This window comes from Microbacterium sp. 01T413_2 (genome assembly GCF_056398985.1).
On sequence record NZ_JBFTQL010000011.1, the window covers coordinates 1 to 16,191 of the forward strand.

Sequence of the window (16,191 nt, forward strand, 5' to 3'; positions counted from 1 at the left end):
CAACGGTCAGCGCGGGCTTCAGTCCGAGGAGGTCGAACACCGGGCCGAGCGTGCGGCCGACGGTCGGCGCGAGGTAGCCGATCTTCCCACCGGAGGTGGTGACGGCCATCACGCCTGATCCGTCATAGGCCTTCTTGGCGCGGTCCACCGCCGCCTCGAAGTCGGAGACGAGCTTCTTCGCGTCCTTCTGCTTGCCGAAGACCTCGCCGAGCACGGTGACCTGGCGCTTCAGCTCGGCGTCGAAGGGCTGCCCGTCGCGCGGGTCGAGCTCGAGGATGGTCGCATCGGGAACGAGCGCGGCCAGCTTGTCGTGGTGCTGGGTGAAGCGCTGACCGTTCACGATGAGGTCGGGGGCCACGGCGACGACCGACTCGAGGTCGGGCTCCATGTGGGTGCCGAGATCGATGATGCTCTTATCCTTGACGTACGACACGGTCCCCGGCATGAGCGACACCGCAGCCGCCTTAACCGGGATTCCCCAGTCGGCGAGCGTCTGGAACGTGCGGTTGTCGGTGGCGACGACCGAGGCCGGGGGCGTCGAGATCGTGTGCTCCCCGTTGTTGTCCTCGATGGTCACGGTGCTCGTGCGGGCGGTCGCGCTTTCCGTGGGGGTCGCGGCGGGGCCGGAGGCGCAGCCGGCGAGGGCGACGGCGGCGACGAGGCCGAGCGTGGTTGCGGTGAGGATCCGAGGCACGGACATGGAGATGCTCCTGTTCTGCGGGATGTGCTGTGTTGACCACCGGTCCACCGGGTTAGGGTTACCTAACTTCGACCGAGGCCGTACACAGGTTAGCCTTACCTTATGAACAACGCGAAATCCGGCTTCGCCCTGGGGCGACGCCCGCTCGAGCTGCGCTTCCGCACGCTGACCCTCTCCTCCCGCGAGTGGATCGCACCCGATTTCGTGCGCGTGCGGCTGACCGGATCCGATCTCGCCGGCTTCGATTCCCTGGGCGCCGACGACCACATGCGGCTGTTCTTCGCTGACGGTCCGACCGAATCGGTCGAAGAGCTGCGGGCGGCCCCGAGTCGTGAGTACACGCCGCTCGCATGGGGCGAGGACTGGCTCGACGTCGAGTTCGCGGTGCACGGCGACGAGGGCGTCGCGGCCCCCTGGGCGGCGAGCGCTCCCCTGGGCTCGACGGTGGGCGTCGGCGGTCCGCGTGGCTCGATGGTGCTGGATGGCGAGCCCGACGGCTGGCTCCTCGCCGGAGATGAGACCGCGATCCCGGCGATCCGCCGCTTCGCCGCGCAGATCCCCGCCGGCACCCCCGCCCGCATCGCGATCGAGGTGCGTGGCGCCGAGCATGAATTGGCTCTCGACGCACCCGTGCCGGTCGAGTGGATCCATCGCGGCGACGCTCCGGCCGGATCCGCCCTCGTCGCCTTCCTGGAGTCGCTCAGTGCGGACGATCGCCCGGGTGAGGCCCCGCTCGTCTTCGTCGCGGCGGAATCGTCGATCGTGAAGCCGGGCCGCGCCCTCCTCGCACGCTGGGGTGTCGACACGGCCCACGCCGTCGTGAAGGGCTACTGGAAGCGCGGCGAGGCCGAGTACCACGCCCCGCACTGACGTCTTCAGGCCGCCAACAGGTCGAGAACGTCGACCCCTGCCCCTGGCGGTCCACGGTCAGTAACGGGCCGCGGTTAGTCCTCGTCGAGCACGGCGGCAACGGCCTCGATCTCCACCAACTGGTCGTCGTACCCCAGCACCGTGACACCCATCAGCGTGCTCGGCGCGTTGTGAGCACCGAACGCCTCGCGCACCACTGCCCAAGCGGCTCCGAGGTCCGCCTGACGGGTCGAGGCGACGAGCACGCGGGTGCTGATCACGTCGGTCAATACCGCTCCCGCGGCGGCGAGCGCGGTCTCGAGGTTCTCGATGCACCTCGCGGCCTGGCCGACGTAGTCGCCGACCGACGCCGTGGATCCGTCGCGGTTCAGCGGGCAGGCGCCCGCGAGGAAGATCAGCCGCGCATCCTTCGGCGCTGTGGCCGCGTAGGCGTATTGCGCGACATCGGAGAGCTCCGCGGCGTGGATGAGGGTCACGGCTGTCATGCCCACAGTCTGTCGCACCGGTGGGCTGCACCCGGGTCCGGCAGACTGAACCCATGCCTCTTTTCGACCACATCGGCCTCACGGTCGAAGACCTCGACCGCGCCTACGCCCAGTGGAACCCGGTGCTCACCGCGCTCGGCTGCCTCTCCGACGGCAGCGAGCTGGAGGGCGGGATGGCATGGTCCCGCGACGACGAGACCGAGCTGATCCTCTACCGCGCCCCCGAGCCCGACGGCGAGCCGCACAGGTACGGACGGATCGGCTGGCAGCATCTCGCCTTCGCCGTGGACTCGCGTGCCGAGGTGGAGCGCCTGCACGCCATCGCCGTCGACGCCGGCTGGACGACGGTGCGGGATCCGAAGGTCTTCACGCGGTTCTCGGATCGCTACTACGCGTCATTCGTCGAGGACGACAACGGCATCCGGATCGAGTTCATGTACAACCCGCCGCGGGAATCCGTCGAGGGCTGAGGCCCGCCGTACTGACCGGTCCTCGCGCATTGTCCCCGGCATCCGCGATGCTGGGGGGCATGGCCACTCTCGATCATCTCGGCATCAGCGTCGACCACGTGCCCGGCGCCTCCGCGCAGTTCGATCCGGTGCTGAGCGCACTCGGCTACGTCCGCAGGCACGATGCTCCCGATCTCGCGTACTGGCGGCAGGACGGCCTGCCCGAGATCCTGCTCTACCCCGCGCGCGACAACGCGGATGGCCCGCACGAGCACGGGCGCGTCGGCTGGCAGCACCTCGCGTTCGCGGTCGATTCGCGCGCCGAAGTCGACCGCGTGCACGACATCGCGATCGACGCGGGCTGGACCGCCGTGCGCCCGCCGAAGGAGTACCCCCGTTTCAGCGATCGCTACTACGCGTCCTTCGTCGAGGACGACAACGGCATCAGGCTCGAGATCGTGCACAACCCGCCACGCGACGCCTCCGTGAGCTGATCCGCGACACACCATTGCCGATGTCGGAGGCCGGCCTCAGACTGAGTGCGGCGCCGATGCGGCGTCGTCGATCCGAGCACGGAGGACACCGATGACCAACCTCAATCCGTACATCTCGTTCCGCGGCGACGCCCGCGCCGCGATGGAGTTCTACCAGCAGGCCCTCGGTGGCGATCTGCAGGTGATGACCTTCGGCGACATGCCGGGCATGCTGCAGGATGAGGCCGAGCAGACGCTCGTCATGCACGCTCAGCTGACCACTCCCGGCGGCCTGGTGCTGATGGCCTCCGACACCCCCGGATACATGGAGTACAAGGCCCCGCAGGGTGTCTCCGTGTCACTGAGCGGCTCGGACGAGGCCGAGATCCACGCCGCGTGGGACAAACTCGCCGACGGCGCCACGGTCAGCCAGGCCTACGGTCCCGCGCCGTGGGGCGGGCAGTTCGGCATGCTCACCGATCGGTTCGGCGTCGACTGGATGTTCTCCGGCGGGGAGGGCAACGCCTGATCTGCACGCCTGGCTCCGCGGGGCGGAGCCAGGCCTGACCGCGCCGACCGCTCCTCGGGGCCGGCGTGATTCAGAGCTCGGGCTCGGCGGTCGCCCATTCGACGCCGTCGAGCGCGAGCTCCTTGGTCATGTCGCGCAGGAASCGGATGACGACCTCGCGCTCCSCCTCCGTCAGGCGCGCCGCCGAGTGGAAGCGGCGCGCCTGCTGGCGTCCGACCGTCTCCATGGCCGCCTTCTTCGTCTCGGGTGTGATCGAGATCGCCAGCGCACGTCGATCCGAGGGGTGCGCTGACCGCACCACGTGGCCGCCGCTCTCCAGCCTGTCGAGCAGCTTGGTGGTCGACGCGGTCGAGATGCCCAAGTGCTGTGCGATCCCGCCGGGGGTCGCCACCGCGCCACGGTTCGCACACACGATCAGGTAGTGCAGCGCGCGCATGTCGGTCTCGTTCAGCTTCATGTACCGGCGGGACGCCTCGGCGAGGCGCTGCTCGGCGTCGCGCAACTCGCCGAGGGACGCCATCAGCTCTGCGATCTGCCGGATCGCGCTCTCGTCCATGCCGGCGCGATCGAGCAGCACGCCGTCCGGATCGCTCGCCTCGATGTCGTAGACGGCGCTCGCCTCGACGCCGTCACGCGCAGTCGCCTCGGCGCGCGTCCCGAGGCCCCGCTCATCCGCCTCGTCGCGCCGCTCCGCCATGCCGTCATGCTACACCGAGCCTTTTTCATGCCAGGATGATTACTTGCCAAGCTAGCTAACTCGAACTATCCTGCCGAGGACGGAAGGAACCCGATGACCGCCCCGCAGCACGTCGCACCACCGCACCGCCTCCGCCGCGCTCTGCGGATCCTCCTACCCGCCCTCATCATCGTCGCGTGGCTGGTCGCGGCATCGCTCGGCGGCCCCCTGTTCGGGAAGGTCGACGAGGTCTCCTCGAACGACCGCACGGCGTACCTCCCGTCCTCCTCCGACTCCGCGCGGGTGCAGGAGCTGCAGACGCGCTTCGCCGGATCCGATGAGATCCCCGCGATCGTCGTCGCCTCCTCCGACGACGCACTCACGGAGGCGCAGCGCACCGCCCTGTCCGATGCAGTCACGGCCACGACGGACATCGCGGGCGTCGGCGACGACGTCTCCCCCGCGCTGGTCTCGGATGACGGCAAGGCCGTGCAGGCGTTCATCCCGATCCGCTCCGACGCAGAGCTCGGCGATGTGGTCGCGGAGCTGCGGTCATCCCTCGACAAGGCCGCCCCGGAGGGGGTGCACGTCTACATCACCGGGCCTGCCGGGTTCAGCGCCGACCTCGTCGCCGGTTTCGCCGGCATCGACGGGATCCTGCTCGGTGTGGCCCTCGCCGCGGTCTTCGTGATCCTCGTGCTGGTCTACCGCTCGCTGCTGCTGCCCGTCGTCGTGCTCCTGACGAGCCTGTTCGCCCTCTGCACCGCGCTGCTGCTGGTGTGGTGGCTCGCGAAGTGGGGCGTGCTGCTGCTCAGCGGCCAGACCCAGGGGATCCTGTTCATCCTCGTGATCGGCGCCGCGACCGACTACGCGCTGCTGTTCGTGTCGCGTTTCCGCGAAGCCCTGCGCGTCGAGCAGGATCGCGCCACGGCGGTGCTCTCGGCCTGGAAGGGCTCCTTCGAGCCGATCCTGGCCTCGGGCGGCACGGTGATCGCCGGCCTGCTCTGCCTGCTGCTCAGCGATCTGAAGTCGAACAGCGCGCTGGGCCCCGTCGCGGCGATCGGGATCGCGTTCGCGATGCTGTCGGCGCTCACCCTGCTGCCCGCTCTCCTCATGGCGTTCGGGCGCGCGGCGTTCTGGCCGCGCCGGCCGGTGTACGCCCCCGAGGTGGTCGCGGCCGAGGGCGGCATGCCCACGACCGGCGTGTGGGCGCGCTTGGCCGAGCTGATCCGGCGCCGCTCGCGGGTGATCTGGATCGCGACGACCCTGGTGCTCGCGATCGGCACGCTCGGCGTGCTCCAGCTCGACGCCTCCGGCGTGCCGCAGTCCGACCTCGTGCTCGGCTCGTCGCAGGCTCGCGACGGCCAGAAGGTGCTGGGCGAGCACTTCCCAGGCGGATCCGGCAGCCCGGTCCAGGTGGTCGTCGCCAACGACTCCCTGCAGAGGACGGCCGACGTGCTGCTCGCCGACAAGGGCATCGACGGCGTCACCGTCACCGCGAAGGATTCGCCGAGCGGCTCGGCACCCGTGACCCAGGACGGCGTCCAGCAGGTCGGACGGCCCGGCACTCCCGCCCCGGAGGCGACCGTGGTCGACGGCGACGTGGTGCTGCAGGGCACGCTCACCTCCGCGGCGGATTCGACGGCCGCGGAGGACACGGTGCGGCGGATCCGCACCTCGCTCGAGGGCACCGGTGCGCTCGTCGGCGGCGTCACCGCGACGGCGACCGACACGGACGACGCCTCGCTGCACGACCGCACCCTGATCATCCCCGTGATCCTCGTCGTGATCATGCTCATCCTGATGATCCTGCTGCGCGCGRTCGTCGCGCCCGTGCTGCTGATCGTGACCACCGTGCTGTCGTTCGGCACCGCGATGGGCGTCTCGGCGCTCGTCTTCAACGGGATCCTTCACTTCCCGGGGGCGGATCCGGCCGTGCCGCTGTACGGCTTCGTCTTCCTCGTCGCCCTCGGGATCGACTACAACATCTTCCTCATGACCCGAGTGCGGGAGGAGAGCCGGATCCACGGCACGCGCGAGGGCGTGCGCCGCGGTCTTGCGATCACCGGCGGCGTCATCACCTCGGCAGGCCTCGTGCTCGCGACGACGTTCGCCGCGCTCGCGGTGATCCCGATCCTGTTCCTCGCGCAGCTGGCCTTCATCGTGGCGTTCGGCGTGCTCCTGGACACGTTCGTGGTGCGCTCGCTGCTCGTGCCGGCACTCGTGCACGACGTGGGTCGCGTCGTGTGGTGGCCCTCGAAGCTGTCGCGCAGGGAACGCTGAGCGTCATCCGCCCCGGGCGTCAACCGATCGCAGGTTCCGTGGCGGCGGCGTGGTCGGCGCGATCGGTGAATGCCTGCTTCGGGACGAAGAGCAGCAGGACCGCAGCGGCGAGCGCGGTCACGCCGCACACCACCCACACCGTGACGTAACCCGAGAAGGATCCGGCGGTGCCTTCGGCCGCGGCGGATCCGGCGACCGCGTGCATGAGCGCGATCCCGAACACGCACGAGGCGATCGCGCCGCCCACGGTCTTCACCGAGTTCGTGAGCCCGGTCGCAACCCCGGTCTGGGTGTGCGGCGCCGCCGAGGCCRCCGCAGCGGGCAGCGCGGCGACGAGCGCTCCGGATCCGATCCCGACGATCACCATGTTCGTGATGACTTGCCCGTAGGCCGCGTGGAACGGCAGGAACAGCAGGAACCCGATCCCCACGAGCACGGAGGCGCCGATGAGCGTGATCCGGGGCGTCGCGAACCGGGCGATCTGCGGGTAGCCGAGGGCGCCCGCGATCATCGCGACGAGGTAGACGCCGATGATCAGAGAGGTCGCGAAGCCGGTGGTGCCGAGGCCATAGCCGTAGACCGCCGGATCCGTGCGGGCGAAGGTCGACAGCGGCGCCTGCGCGCCGAGCACACTCACGCCGAACAGGCCGGCCGTGAGGAACACCGGGCCGAGCGCGGGGCTGCGGAACATCCGCACGTCGATGAGCGGATCCTGCTGGCGCAGCTCCCACAGGGCGAACGGCACGATGAGCAGCACGCCGATCACGATCACGATCCAGGACAGCGGGTTCGCGACGCCGCCGGGCAGGCGCAGCAGGCTGAGCCCGCCGGTGAGGCCGATGAGCGACAGCGAGATCAGCACGAGTCCTGTCGTGTCGAAGACGCCGCCGGTCTTCTCCGGCGACTCCTGCACGCCGAAGAGGATCACGAAGAAGCACGCCGCGATGAGCACCGCGGGCACGAGCAGTACGACCGTGAGCGGCAGATGGTCGACGAGCGCCCCACCGACGAGAGCGCCGATGATCGCGCCGCCCTCGAGGGCTGCGACCAGGATCCCGGCCGCCTTCGCCGTGATCGTCGAGCTGCCCTCGATGCGCCGGGCGCGCGACCAGATCAGGGCGATCTCCAGCGGCAGCCACACGACGTAGAAGCCCATCAGCGCCCATGCCACGAGGAAGACGCCGAAGGTCGCGGTGAACGGCAGCACGAAGGCGGCGACCGCGGTGAGGGCCGTCGAGATCAGCAGCATGCGCTTGCGGCCGACCATGTCGCCGAGCTTCGCGAATGCCGGCACGACCAAGGCGGACAGCATGAGCTGCGCGCCCTCGAACCAGTTCACGTCGGCGTCGTGGATGCCCAGGTGCCGCGCGATGTCGCTGAGCATCGGCGTGTAGTAGCCCTGCAGCACACCGCTGGTGAACTCGACGAAGGCCAGGAAACCGACCACGGCGACCAGAGTGCCGAGTGTGGCGGTGCGCGTCATCGCGACTCCTTCGTGCAGTTCCGCGGTGTCGGCGGAACGTGGTGCGGACGCGCCGACGTGCTCGGCGTCCGCGTGCGGGTCAGCTCACTGTAACCGTTCGATGAGCGCGCGGTGGAACAGCTCCCCGCGCTCGAGCGCTGCGATCTCGACGCTCTCGTCCACGCCGTGGATCGTGGCCCGCTGCGCGTTCGACATCTCCAGCGGCGCGAACCGGAACACCACGGGCGAGAACCGGTGGAAATGCCGGGAGTCGGTGGCCTGCATCGTCACGTACGGCACGGCGGGGATCCCCGGGTGCGACGCAGCGAGCGCCTCCGCAAGAAGAGCGAAGGGCGCCGTGTCCGTGGGCGACTCGGGCGACGGATCGCTGCCCTCCAGTACTTCGACGGTCACGAGCGGATCCGCGATGCGCCGGCGTACGCGTGCGGTCGCGCTCCGCACCGTCTCGCCGAGGGCGATCCGCAGGTTCACGGTGGCCGAGGCCTGCGACGGCAGCACGTTGGCTGCGGTGCCGCCGGATTGCATCGTGGGAGCGACGGTCGTGCGCACGAGGGCCGCCGCCTCGCCGCCGAGCGCGGCGAATACCCGCGCAGACACGGGCGGGAGCRCTCCGAGCGTGCGCAGCAGCAGGCGCGCGGGCCCGGAGGCGGAGCCTGCGAGCTGCGTCAGCATGCGCGAGATCGCCCGCGGCGTGCGCGGACGGAAGGTGCCGGGGCCCAACCGGTCGACCGCACGCGCGATGCGGCGCACGGCGGTGCGCGGCGGCGGGGCCGAGGCGTGGCCGCCCTCGCCACGCGCGCTGAGCCTCACCGTCATCACGCCCTTCTCGCCGACGCCGATCATCGCCGCGCTCCCCGGCACGAACGGCAGGGGCGCGTCCACCACCGCGCCGCCCTCGTCGAGCACGAGCCAGGGCACGATCCCGCGGTCCTTCAGCACATCTGCGATCGCGGTGGCGGCGGATCCGAACGTCTCCTCGTTGCCTCCGAAGGAGAGGTAGACGTCGCGGGCGGGCGTGAAGCCCTCCGCGAGCAGGTTCTCGACGGCTTCGAGGATCACGATGAGCGGCCCCTTGTCGTCCAGGGCACCGCGGCCGTAGACGGATCCGTTCTCGATCACGCCCGCGAACGGCGGGTGTGTCCATGCGTCGGACTCGTCCACGGGGACGACGTCGTAGTGCGCCATGAGCACGAGCGGCCCGTCGGCCGCCGTGCGCTGCCCTGCCCAGTGGAACAGCAGCCCGAAGTCGGTATGGCGCTCGAGAGTCAGCTCGGCGTGCACCCGGGGGTAGAGCTCGGCGATGAGCGCCACGAAGTCCTCGAACGGCGCGGATCCGCGCTCGTCGAGTTCGGCGGACACCGTGGGCAGCTGGATCATCCGCGACAGGCGTTCGGCGATCGGGGGCACGTCAGTCATCGTGGCCATGCTAGCCGCGCATGCGCATCCGTCGCGGCGGCGCAGACGGGCGCGCGAGGACGGGTCAGAGCGCCTGGTGGTACCCGCGTCGCACGGCGACCGCGGTCAGCACGATGCCCCAGGTCAGCTCGGACACCATCACCGCGATCTGGTACCAGAGCGGGGCCGCACCCGGGGAGAGCACCTGGGTCCAGTCCCCCAGGGCGTGCAGGAACGCGAGTGCCCAGATCGACCCGATCATGAGCCGGGCGCCGGCGAAGCAGACGCCGAAAGTAGCCGCACCGAGCACCTGCCACCACGTCTCATCGACGCTCTTGCCGAAGAACAGCCCGTTGCCGAGGTGCCACAGGCCGAATACGAGCGACGTCGCGGCGACGCCGAGCCAGGGGTGCCGCCTCATCACCGCGCCCAGCGCGAGGCCGCGTGCCGCCGTCTCCTCGGAGATCCCCACGGCGAGCATTCCGGCGGCGACGCTGAGCAGCATTCCCGGCGAGCCCGCGATCCCGGGGATGCCCTGCCGTCCGATCCAGATGTAGGAGAGCTGGATCGCCAGCACCGGCGCGAGCCAGCCGAGGGCGTCGACCCGGCCGGAGCCCCACCCCGCGACCCGCCGCAGCGGAGTGCTTCCCCACCATCCGGCGCGGTGCACCAGGGCTGCGACGAGCCAGGCGACGGCGAGGCTGAACCCGTTGGTGACCACGACCCCCAGCTGCGGGAACCAGCCCGGCTGCAGGGCAGGGATCGGGACGGAGCCGAAACCGTAGGTGGTGACCCACCAGGCGAGCATGACGAGGAGCGCGCCGGTCCACGTCCGCCACCCGGCGGGATCGATCGGCGTGCGCGCGGTCGTCACGCCAGGAAGGCTACCGGACCGGATCCGACCGCAGGCCCGCGACTTAGGCTGGGCGCATGAGCATCCCGCAGTCGCCCTCCGGATCCGCCCGCCCGCTCGCCGTCATCAGCGGCGGAGGCACAGGCATCGGTCTCGCCTCGGCCCTGCGCCTCGCGCGCGACGGCTTCGACCTCGCGCTCATCGGACGCCGCGCCGGCGTGCTGCAGGAGGCGACCGACCGCGTCCTCGCGCAGACGCCGGACGCCCGGGTGCAGACGATCACGGCCGACCTGCAGGATCCGGACGCCGTCGAGCGCGCCGCCGGCGAGATCGCCGGCGGCGTCGAGGTGCTGCTGAACAACGCCGGCGGCAACGTGCTGGACCGCGGCGAGGGCCTCGCCGGGATCGCCGCCAATTACGAGGCCAACATACGCCTGAACGTGCTCACCGCGGTGCTGCTCACCGAGGCGCTGCTGCCCCGCATCGCGCGGCCGGGCGGCCGGATCATCTCGATCAGCTCGATCGCGGCGCTTCGAGGAGCGAACGGCTACGGCGCGGCGAAGGCTGCGATCCATGGCTGGATGATGGGCCTCGCCGCCGACCTCGCCCCTGAGGGCGTGACGGTCAATGCCATCGCGCCCGGCTACGTGCCCGACACCGGGTTCTGGGACGGCCGGCGCACGCCGGACATCGTGGCGTCGCGGCTCGCGCAGGTGCCGATGAACCGTGCCGGCACGCCGGACGAGGTCGCCGGCGCCGTGTCCTACCTCGCCGGCCCCGAGGGCGGCTGGACCACCGGGCAGATCATCCAGGTGAACGGCGGCGCGCTCTTCGGGCGGGGCTGACGATCGGTCGCTGAGCCCCGGCGGAGCCCGGATCCGCTGAGCTCGAGTCCGCGCGTCGGGAACGCCGGTGCCCCGTCACCCGCGACGCGTGTAGCGGTGTTCCGGTCGTCCGGTGGCGCCGTAGCGGAGCCGCACCTCGACCTCCTCGCGGTCGGCGAGCGCGGCGAGGTGCCGTTGCGCCGTGGCCCGGGAGATCCCCACGCGCTCGCCGATCTCTGCGGCCGAGGCCTCGGCCTCGCCCAGCGCGGCGAGCACGACCTGCTCCGTCGCCGATCGCGAGGGCGTCGCAGCCTCTCCCGATCCGTACAGGATCGCGAGCGCACGGTCGAGGTCCTTCTGCTGCAAGGCTCGATCGCCCGCCATCAGGTTGCGGAAGCGGGCGTATCGATCCAGCGCCCCGGTGAGGGTGCGTCTCTCGAAGGGCTTGATCAGGTAGGACAGGGCACCGGAGCGCAGTGCGCGCCGCACCGTCGCCGGGTCATCGGCGGCCGACACGAGGATCGCATCGATGCCCGCCTCCCGCACGACGCCGATCCCGTCGCCGTCGGGCAGGTAGACGTCGGCGAGGAGCAGATCCGGAGACAGGTCCCGGATCGCGGCGCGGGCCTCGGCGAGCGTGCGCACGGGCTCCAGCGCGACGAACCCCGGGCGCTCGTCGACGATCGTCTGATGCAGCCGGCCGACCCGGAAGTCGTCGTCCAGCACGAGGGTGCGGATCGGATCCGTCATCTGCTCTCCTCCTTGTCGGGGCGGGTACTGGTTCGTTCGCCGTCGGTGTCCGCGCGGCCGGCCCCTCCCAGCGGTGCGACCGCCCTGTCGAGACGCGCGGCGAAGACTGCTCCGTGCTCGTCGCCGCCACGGTCGATGATCCACAGATCGCCGCCTCCGCGCCGGGCGATCTCGCGGGACAGAGGCAGGCCCAGCCCATGACCGTGCACGGCCCCGGCGTCATCGGAGTCGGCGCGGTCGTCCGGGCCGGGCTTGTCGGGGTCGGTGTCGCCCGGCGCACCCTCCTCGAGCGCCGCATCGAGGCCTGCCCCCGAATCCGCGACCGTGACGACCAGTGCCGCACCGTCATCGAGCACGGTGACCTCGACCCAGCGCGGAGCGGCTCCGGCGACCGCCGCGGTCACGGCGTTGTCGACGAGGTTGCCCAGCACCGCGGCGACGTCCTCGGCCTCGACCACGGCGCCGAGCAGGTGCGTGTCCTCGGCGATCCGCAGGGTCACGCCGCGCTCGGACGCCTCGAGCGCCTTCGCGCCCAGGAACGAGCGCAGGAACGGGTCGGTCAGCCGCTCCCGCCCCTCCACCGGGAAGTCCACGGATCCCCGGACCATCAGCTCGGCGAGGAAGTCCCTGGCGTCCTGCACGCGCTCCGCATCGATGAGCCCGGCGGCGACGTGGATCCGGTTCGCGAACTCATGGCGCTGCACGCGGAGGGCGGCCGTCATCGTGCGCACGGTCTCCAGTCGCTCCGAGAGTGCGACCAGCTCGGTGCGATCGCGGATGACGGCCACCGTGCCGAGCGGTCGCCCGTCGCGCTCGACGGGCCGGGTGTCGAGGTAGAGCACCCGGTCGCCGTGCACCGCCTCCGAGAGTGCCCATCCTCCGGAGACGGCCTCGCGCACCGCGCCCGGAAGGCCGGTCCGATCCAACGGCACGCCGACAAGGTCGTGCACCGACAGCAGCCGCTCGGCGGCGGCGTTGCAGACCCGCACCACCCCGTCCGGGTCGACCGCGAGCACGCCGTCGTCGACGCCGTTCAGCACGGCGGTATGGTTCTGCACGAGCGCGACCAGTTCCTCCGGCTGCACGCCGAGGGTGAGCCGCTCCCAGCGGCGGCGCAGCACGAGCGCGGCGACGCCGGCCAGCAGCAGCGATCCCACGGCGGCGACGCCGATCACGGCGAGCAGCGGCGGCAGGTCGTCGAACACGCCCGCGCGAGCGAAGCCGACGCTGACCTCGCCGATCGGGGTTCCTCCGCCGTCCCGCACGGGCACCTTCGCCCGGGCCGAGTCGCCCAGGGTGCCGGTCTCCCATTCGATGACCTCGTGGCCGGCGAGCACGTCCTGGAACGGGGTGCTCACCTCCTGGCCGAGACGAGCCGGATCCGGATGCGCGAGCCGGATCCCGTGGTCGTCGGTGATCACGATGAACAGGGCGCCCGTGCGGGAGGCAGTCGCCGTCGCGGTGCGCTGCAGCACTCCGTCCCGCAGGTCGTCCGCCTGCGGCGTGCCGGGGTCGGCGGAGGCGCGGGCGACCTCGGCGCGGATCTCCGGATCCTCCGCCAGCGTGCGCGCGATACCGAGTGCCGAGGACTCGGCCTCGGCACGCAGCTGCTGCACGGCGAGCAGCAGATACACGCCGGTGCACAGCGCGACGACGAGCACCACCGTCGCGAACTGCAGCAGGAGGGTCCGCGTCGCGAACCGCATCCGGTTTCTGCGGGGCATCCGTCCTCCTTGAGCAATATGCGCAGAAGTCACGCTACGCGCACAACGCGGCGGAATGCGACTTTCCGGATCCGCAGCGCCTGCGTTCCCTAATCTCGGCGAGGTCCGTCGAAGACGACAGGCGGATGACGAAGGAGTCACCTCATGCCCACGGTTCTCATCGGTCTGCTCGCCGCAGCCGACGAAAAGCCCTCGTACGACATCGCCTTCGCGCCACCCGAATGGGTCCTGGTGATCCTCGGCTTCGTGATGGTGCTGGTGTTCATGACGCTGATCATGACCAAACGCCTCACCCCGATGGTGGCGCTGATCCTGGTCCCCACCGTGTTCGGCCTCTTCGCCGGTGCCGGACTGGGCCTCGGCGACATGATCCTCGACGCGATCGGCAAGATGGCGCCGACGGCGGCGCTGCTGATGTTCGCGATCATGTTCTTCGGCATCATGATCGACGTCGGCCTGTTCGACCCGCTGATCCGCCTGATCACGCGCGTGCTGGGCGACGACCCGGCGAAGGTGGTCATCGGCACGGCTCTGCTCGCCGGCGCCGTGTCGCTGGACGGCGACGGATCCACGACGTTCATCATCACCACCTCGGCGATGCTGCCGATCTACCTGCGCCTGGGCATGAGCCCCGTGGTGCTGACCTGCGTGGCGGGCCTGATGAACGGCACGCTCAACATCGTGCCGTGGGGTGGCCCCACCGTGCGCGCCGCGACCGCGCTCGGTGTGCAGCCGACGGACATCTTCGTGCCGATGCTGCCCTCACTGGGTATCGGGCTGATCGTCTCCCTCGGCTTCGCCTGGATGCTCGGCCTGCAGGAGCGTCGCCGCCTCGGTGCGCTCGACGAGAGCCGCCTGACCGGCACCGCCGAGGGCGGACTGCTCGCCGCGGTGCCCGCGATCTTCCGCGGCTCCGACGCCAAGCCTGGCGCGCGCGCCTCGCTGCGGACCGGCAACATCGTCACCGTCGCCGGCGGTCATGGCGCCGTCGCCGCGGCCGGGGTGGACCCGACCGACACCGCGATGGCCGACACCATGCTCGACCCGAACAGGGCGACGCTGCGCCCGCGGCTGATCTGGTTCAACCTCGCCCTCACGGTCGCCGTCATGGTGCTGCTCATCGCCGACCTGCTGCCGCTGCCCTACGTGTTCATGGTCGGCGCCGCCCTGGCGCTCGTGGTGAACTTCCGAAAGCTCAAGGAYCAGGCGTCCGAGATCGTCGCGCAYGCGCCSAGCATCGTCGGCGTSGTSTCSATGGTGATCGCGGCGGGTGTGCTCGTCGGCGTGCTCACCGGCACGGGCATGGTCGACGCGATGGCGTCGTGGATCACGAATGTGCTGCCCCCGGCGCTGGGTCCGTTCCTCGCGCCGATCACCGGGATCCTGTCGATCCCGTTCACGTTCTTCATGTCGAACGATGCGTTCTACTACGGGATCCTGCCGGTGCTGTCGCAGAGTGCCGCGCACTTCGGCATCGACCCCGTCGAGATGGCCCGCGCGTCGATCACCGGCCAGCCCGTGCACCTGCAGAGCCCGCTGGTTCCGGCGATCCTGCTGCTGGTCTCGCTCGCGAGCGTGAACCTCGGCGACCACCACCGCAAGGTGCTGTGGCGCGCGCTCGTGGTCTCGCTGGTGATGCTGGCGGTCGGCCTCCTGACCGGCGCGATCCCGTTCTTCGTCGCGCAGTGACCACCCGGGTGATCGTGGTCAGCGCTCGCTGACCACGATCGGCCCGTCGGCTCCCGCGATGAGGCGCAGGCGGGGCGTCTTCTCGCCGGCGGTGATCCTCGTCCGGATCCGGTTCGACCGCGGCGCCAGCGCACACGTCGTCATGTCGCTGTACGCGCACGGGAGGTTGCTGGATCGGGTGAAGTCGATCATCGCCGTCTCGCCGTCCAAGACCGGGTCCACCACGACGTCGCGGCCCCAGACGGTCGTCTCACGGCCCGAGGTCGCATCGGTGAACGGCAGGCGCCAGCCGTTGCCGGACACGCTTTCGAAGACGGCGAGTTCATGCCCACGCCCTCCGATGGTGAACCGCAGCGTGCCCGGAGACTGCAGGAGATGCAGGAAGTCGCCGACTGCGGCGTCGACCTCGTACGCACGCGGATCCGCGTGGAACACGGCGGGGATCACCCACGCCTCGTTCGGGCGGAACGCGGGAGTGCCTCCGAAGCTCTCCAGGAACGGACTCGGCTGCAGCCGACTCCGCAGCACCGCATGGCCGCCGAGCCGGGCGAACTCGGCCGTGCCGCCGGCGAACTCGAGGGTGCCGTTCTCACCGGGGTCGATGCGGGCTTCGCCCGTGAGGTCGACACCCGAGTATCGGGCGCGCTCGTCAGGATCGAGGGAGAGGAGCACGGACCCGCGAATCGCGCGGAACGATCCCGGCACCCTCGGCACGCGCTGCGGGCGCGCGCTCAGCCAGTGCAGTCCTGTGTACGCGAGAGGTCCGTGCGGATCCCGCCTGCGCTCATCGAGATCGTCGTGCCAGTGCTGCCAATCCTGCGCGAAGACGTACGAGCCCAGGCTCTCGAATCCGAGGTCGTCGATCGGCGGATCGGGCGACAGCGAGGCGGAGGAGAGCCCTGCGAACGTATCGTCCGCGAGCTCTGAATACCATTCACCGGTCACCATGATCCCTCTCCGTCCGCGTCGCTGTGTCTTGTCCCTCTCACCGCGACGCTAGATCGCGGC

Annotated in this window: 16 protein-coding genes; 7 read left to right on the forward strand and 9 right to left on the reverse strand. The window is 70.7% G+C overall.

Annotated elements, in window-relative coordinates:
* Window positions 1-700, reverse strand: a 700-nt coding sequence (locus AC1DMN_RS08020; RefSeq protein ID WP_477384060.1) for an ABC transporter substrate-binding protein, incomplete at its 3' end; no start/stop codon positions are given.
* A 102-nt stretch (window positions 701-802) separates the two neighbouring features.
* Here AC1DMN_RS08020 and AC1DMN_RS08025 point away from each other — a divergent pair.
* Window positions 803-1,570 carry a siderophore-interacting protein gene (locus AC1DMN_RS08025; protein WP_477230417.1) on the forward strand — a complete coding sequence of 256 codons (768 nt, stop codon included), beginning with the start codon at window positions 803-805 and terminating at the stop codon, window positions 1,568-1,570.
* Between the two features lie 74 nt (window positions 1,571-1,644).
* On the opposite strand, the gene AC1DMN_RS08030 is transcribed toward AC1DMN_RS08025, so the two are convergent.
* Window positions 1,645-2,055 (reverse strand): Rid family hydrolase, encoded by a 411-nt coding sequence (locus tag AC1DMN_RS08030; RefSeq protein ID WP_477230418.1) that lies wholly within the window; start codon window positions 2,053-2,055, stop codon window positions 1,645-1,647.
* Window positions 2,056-2,108: 53 nt separating this feature from the next.
* On the opposite strand from AC1DMN_RS08030, the gene AC1DMN_RS08035 reads away from it, so the two are divergent.
* The 3 genes from AC1DMN_RS08035 to AC1DMN_RS08045 all read left to right on the forward strand — a co-directional run bounded on the left by AC1DMN_RS08035 (window position 2,109) and on the right by AC1DMN_RS08045 (window position 3,506).
* Window positions 2,109-2,525: a VOC family protein gene (locus tag AC1DMN_RS08035; RefSeq protein ID WP_441975628.1), complete on the forward strand. Its 417-nt coding sequence runs from the start codon at window positions 2,109-2,111 to the stop codon at window positions 2,523-2,525.
* A 59-nt stretch (window positions 2,526-2,584) separates the two neighbouring features.
* Entirely contained in the window at window positions 2,585-2,998 is a 414-nt protein-coding gene (locus tag AC1DMN_RS08040; RefSeq protein ID WP_440734847.1) for a VOC family protein, read from the forward strand.
* Between the two features lie 91 nt (window positions 2,999-3,089).
* Complete coding sequence (locus AC1DMN_RS08045) at window positions 3,090-3,506, forward strand: VOC family protein (protein ID WP_440734846.1); 417 nt, start codon at window positions 3,090-3,092, stop codon at window positions 3,504-3,506.
* A 70-nt stretch (window positions 3,507-3,576) separates the two neighbouring features.
* Here AC1DMN_RS08045 and AC1DMN_RS08050 read toward each other — a convergent pair whose 3' ends face one another.
* Window positions 3,577-4,203 carry a MarR family winged helix-turn-helix transcriptional regulator gene (locus tag AC1DMN_RS08050; RefSeq protein ID WP_477384062.1) on the reverse strand — a complete coding sequence of 209 codons (627 nt, stop codon included), beginning with the start codon at window positions 4,201-4,203 and terminating at the stop codon, window positions 3,577-3,579.
* 93 nt (window positions 4,204-4,296) lie between these two features.
* On the opposite strand from AC1DMN_RS08050, the gene AC1DMN_RS08055 reads away from it, so the two are divergent.
* Window positions 4,297-6,465 carry an MMPL family transporter gene (locus AC1DMN_RS08055; RefSeq protein ID WP_477384064.1) on the forward strand — a complete coding sequence of 723 codons (2,169 nt, stop codon included), beginning with the start codon at window positions 4,297-4,299 and terminating at the stop codon, window positions 6,463-6,465.
* A gap of 19 nt (window positions 6,466-6,484) precedes the next feature.
* Here the strand turns inward: AC1DMN_RS08055 and AC1DMN_RS08060 are convergent, their stop codons facing one another.
* The 3 genes from AC1DMN_RS08060 to AC1DMN_RS08070 form a co-directional block, all read right to left on the reverse strand.
* The gene (locus tag AC1DMN_RS08060; protein WP_477384066.1) at window positions 6,485-7,948 is read right to left on the reverse strand and encodes an MFS transporter; all 1,464 of its coding nucleotides are present in this window, start codon (window positions 7,946-7,948) and stop codon (window positions 6,485-6,487) included.
* Window positions 7,949-8,032: 84 nt separating this feature from the next.
* Entirely contained in the window at window positions 8,033-9,364 is a 1,332-nt protein-coding gene (locus tag AC1DMN_RS08065; RefSeq protein WP_477384068.1) for a M20/M25/M40 family metallo-hydrolase, read from the reverse strand.
* A 64-nt stretch (window positions 9,365-9,428) separates the two neighbouring features.
* Window positions 9,429-10,217, reverse strand: a complete 789-nt coding sequence (locus AC1DMN_RS08070) for a lysostaphin resistance A-like protein (protein ID WP_477230423.1) — start codon at window positions 10,215-10,217, stop codon at window positions 9,429-9,431.
* A 56-nt stretch (window positions 10,218-10,273) separates the two neighbouring features.
* Between AC1DMN_RS08070 and AC1DMN_RS08075 the strand changes: the two genes are divergently transcribed.
* Entirely contained in the window at window positions 10,274-11,041 is a 768-nt protein-coding gene (locus tag AC1DMN_RS08075; RefSeq protein WP_441975622.1) for an SDR family NAD(P)-dependent oxidoreductase, read from the forward strand.
* 75 nt (window positions 11,042-11,116) lie between these two features.
* Here AC1DMN_RS08075 and AC1DMN_RS08080 read toward each other — a convergent pair whose 3' ends face one another.
* Together AC1DMN_RS08080 and AC1DMN_RS08085 are read right to left on the reverse strand one after the other, a co-directional pair.
* Window positions 11,117-11,770 (reverse strand): response regulator, encoded by a 654-nt coding sequence (locus AC1DMN_RS08080; protein WP_477230424.1) that lies wholly within the window; start codon window positions 11,768-11,770, stop codon window positions 11,117-11,119.
* A complete protein-coding gene (locus tag AC1DMN_RS08085; protein ID WP_477230425.1) occupies window positions 11,767-13,494 on the reverse strand; it encodes a sensor histidine kinase in 1,728 nt (575 codons plus the stop codon). The genes AC1DMN_RS08080 and AC1DMN_RS08085 overlap by 4 nt, the downstream gene beginning before the upstream one ends.
* Before the next feature lie 144 nt (window positions 13,495-13,638).
* On the opposite strand from AC1DMN_RS08085, the gene AC1DMN_RS08090 reads away from it, so the two are divergent.
* Window positions 13,639-15,183, forward strand: a complete 1,545-nt coding sequence (locus tag AC1DMN_RS08090; RefSeq protein ID WP_477230426.1) for a CitMHS family transporter — start codon at window positions 13,639-13,641, stop codon at window positions 15,181-15,183.
* Window positions 15,184-15,201: 18 nt separating this feature from the next.
* Here the strand turns inward: AC1DMN_RS08090 and AC1DMN_RS08095 are convergent, their stop codons facing one another.
* Window positions 15,202-16,131, reverse strand: coding sequence for a DUF1684 domain-containing protein (locus AC1DMN_RS08095; RefSeq protein ID WP_440734836.1), 930 nt, complete (start codon window positions 16,129-16,131; stop codon window positions 15,202-15,204).
* Window positions 16,132-16,191: the final 60 nt, after the last annotated feature.

What these genes read in the sequence shown, in the direction of transcription:
- AC1DMN_RS08030 (WP_477230418.1), bottom strand. Translation starts at nt 2,055, where the DNA reads ATGACAGCCGTGACCCTCATCCACGCCGCGGAGCTCTCCGATGTCGCG.
- AC1DMN_RS08075 (WP_441975622.1), top strand. Translation starts at nt 10,274, where the DNA reads ATGAGCATCCCGCAGTCGCCCTCCGGATCCGCCCGCCCGCTCGCCGTC.
- AC1DMN_RS08040 (WP_440734847.1), top strand. Translation starts at nt 2,585, where the DNA reads ATGGCCACTCTCGATCATCTCGGCATCAGCGTCGACCACGTGCCCGGC.
- AC1DMN_RS08025 (WP_477230417.1), top strand. Translation starts at nt 803, where the DNA reads ATGAACAACGCGAAATCCGGCTTCGCCCTGGGGCGACGCCCGCTCGAG.
- AC1DMN_RS08085 (WP_477230425.1), bottom strand. Translation starts at nt 13,494, where the DNA reads ATGCCCCGCAGAAACCGGATGCGGTTCGCGACGCGGACCCTCCTGCTG.
- AC1DMN_RS08095 (WP_440734836.1), bottom strand. Translation starts at nt 16,131, where the DNA reads ATGGTGACCGGTGAATGGTATTCAGAGCTCGCGGACGATACGTTCGCA.
- AC1DMN_RS08080 (WP_477230424.1), bottom strand. Translation starts at nt 11,770, where the DNA reads ATGACGGATCCGATCCGCACCCTCGTGCTGGACGACGACTTCCGGGTC.
- AC1DMN_RS08035 (WP_441975628.1), top strand. Translation starts at nt 2,109, where the DNA reads ATGCCTCTTTTCGACCACATCGGCCTCACGGTCGAAGACCTCGACCGC.
- AC1DMN_RS08045 (WP_440734846.1), top strand. Translation starts at nt 3,090, where the DNA reads ATGACCAACCTCAATCCGTACATCTCGTTCCGCGGCGACGCCCGCGCC.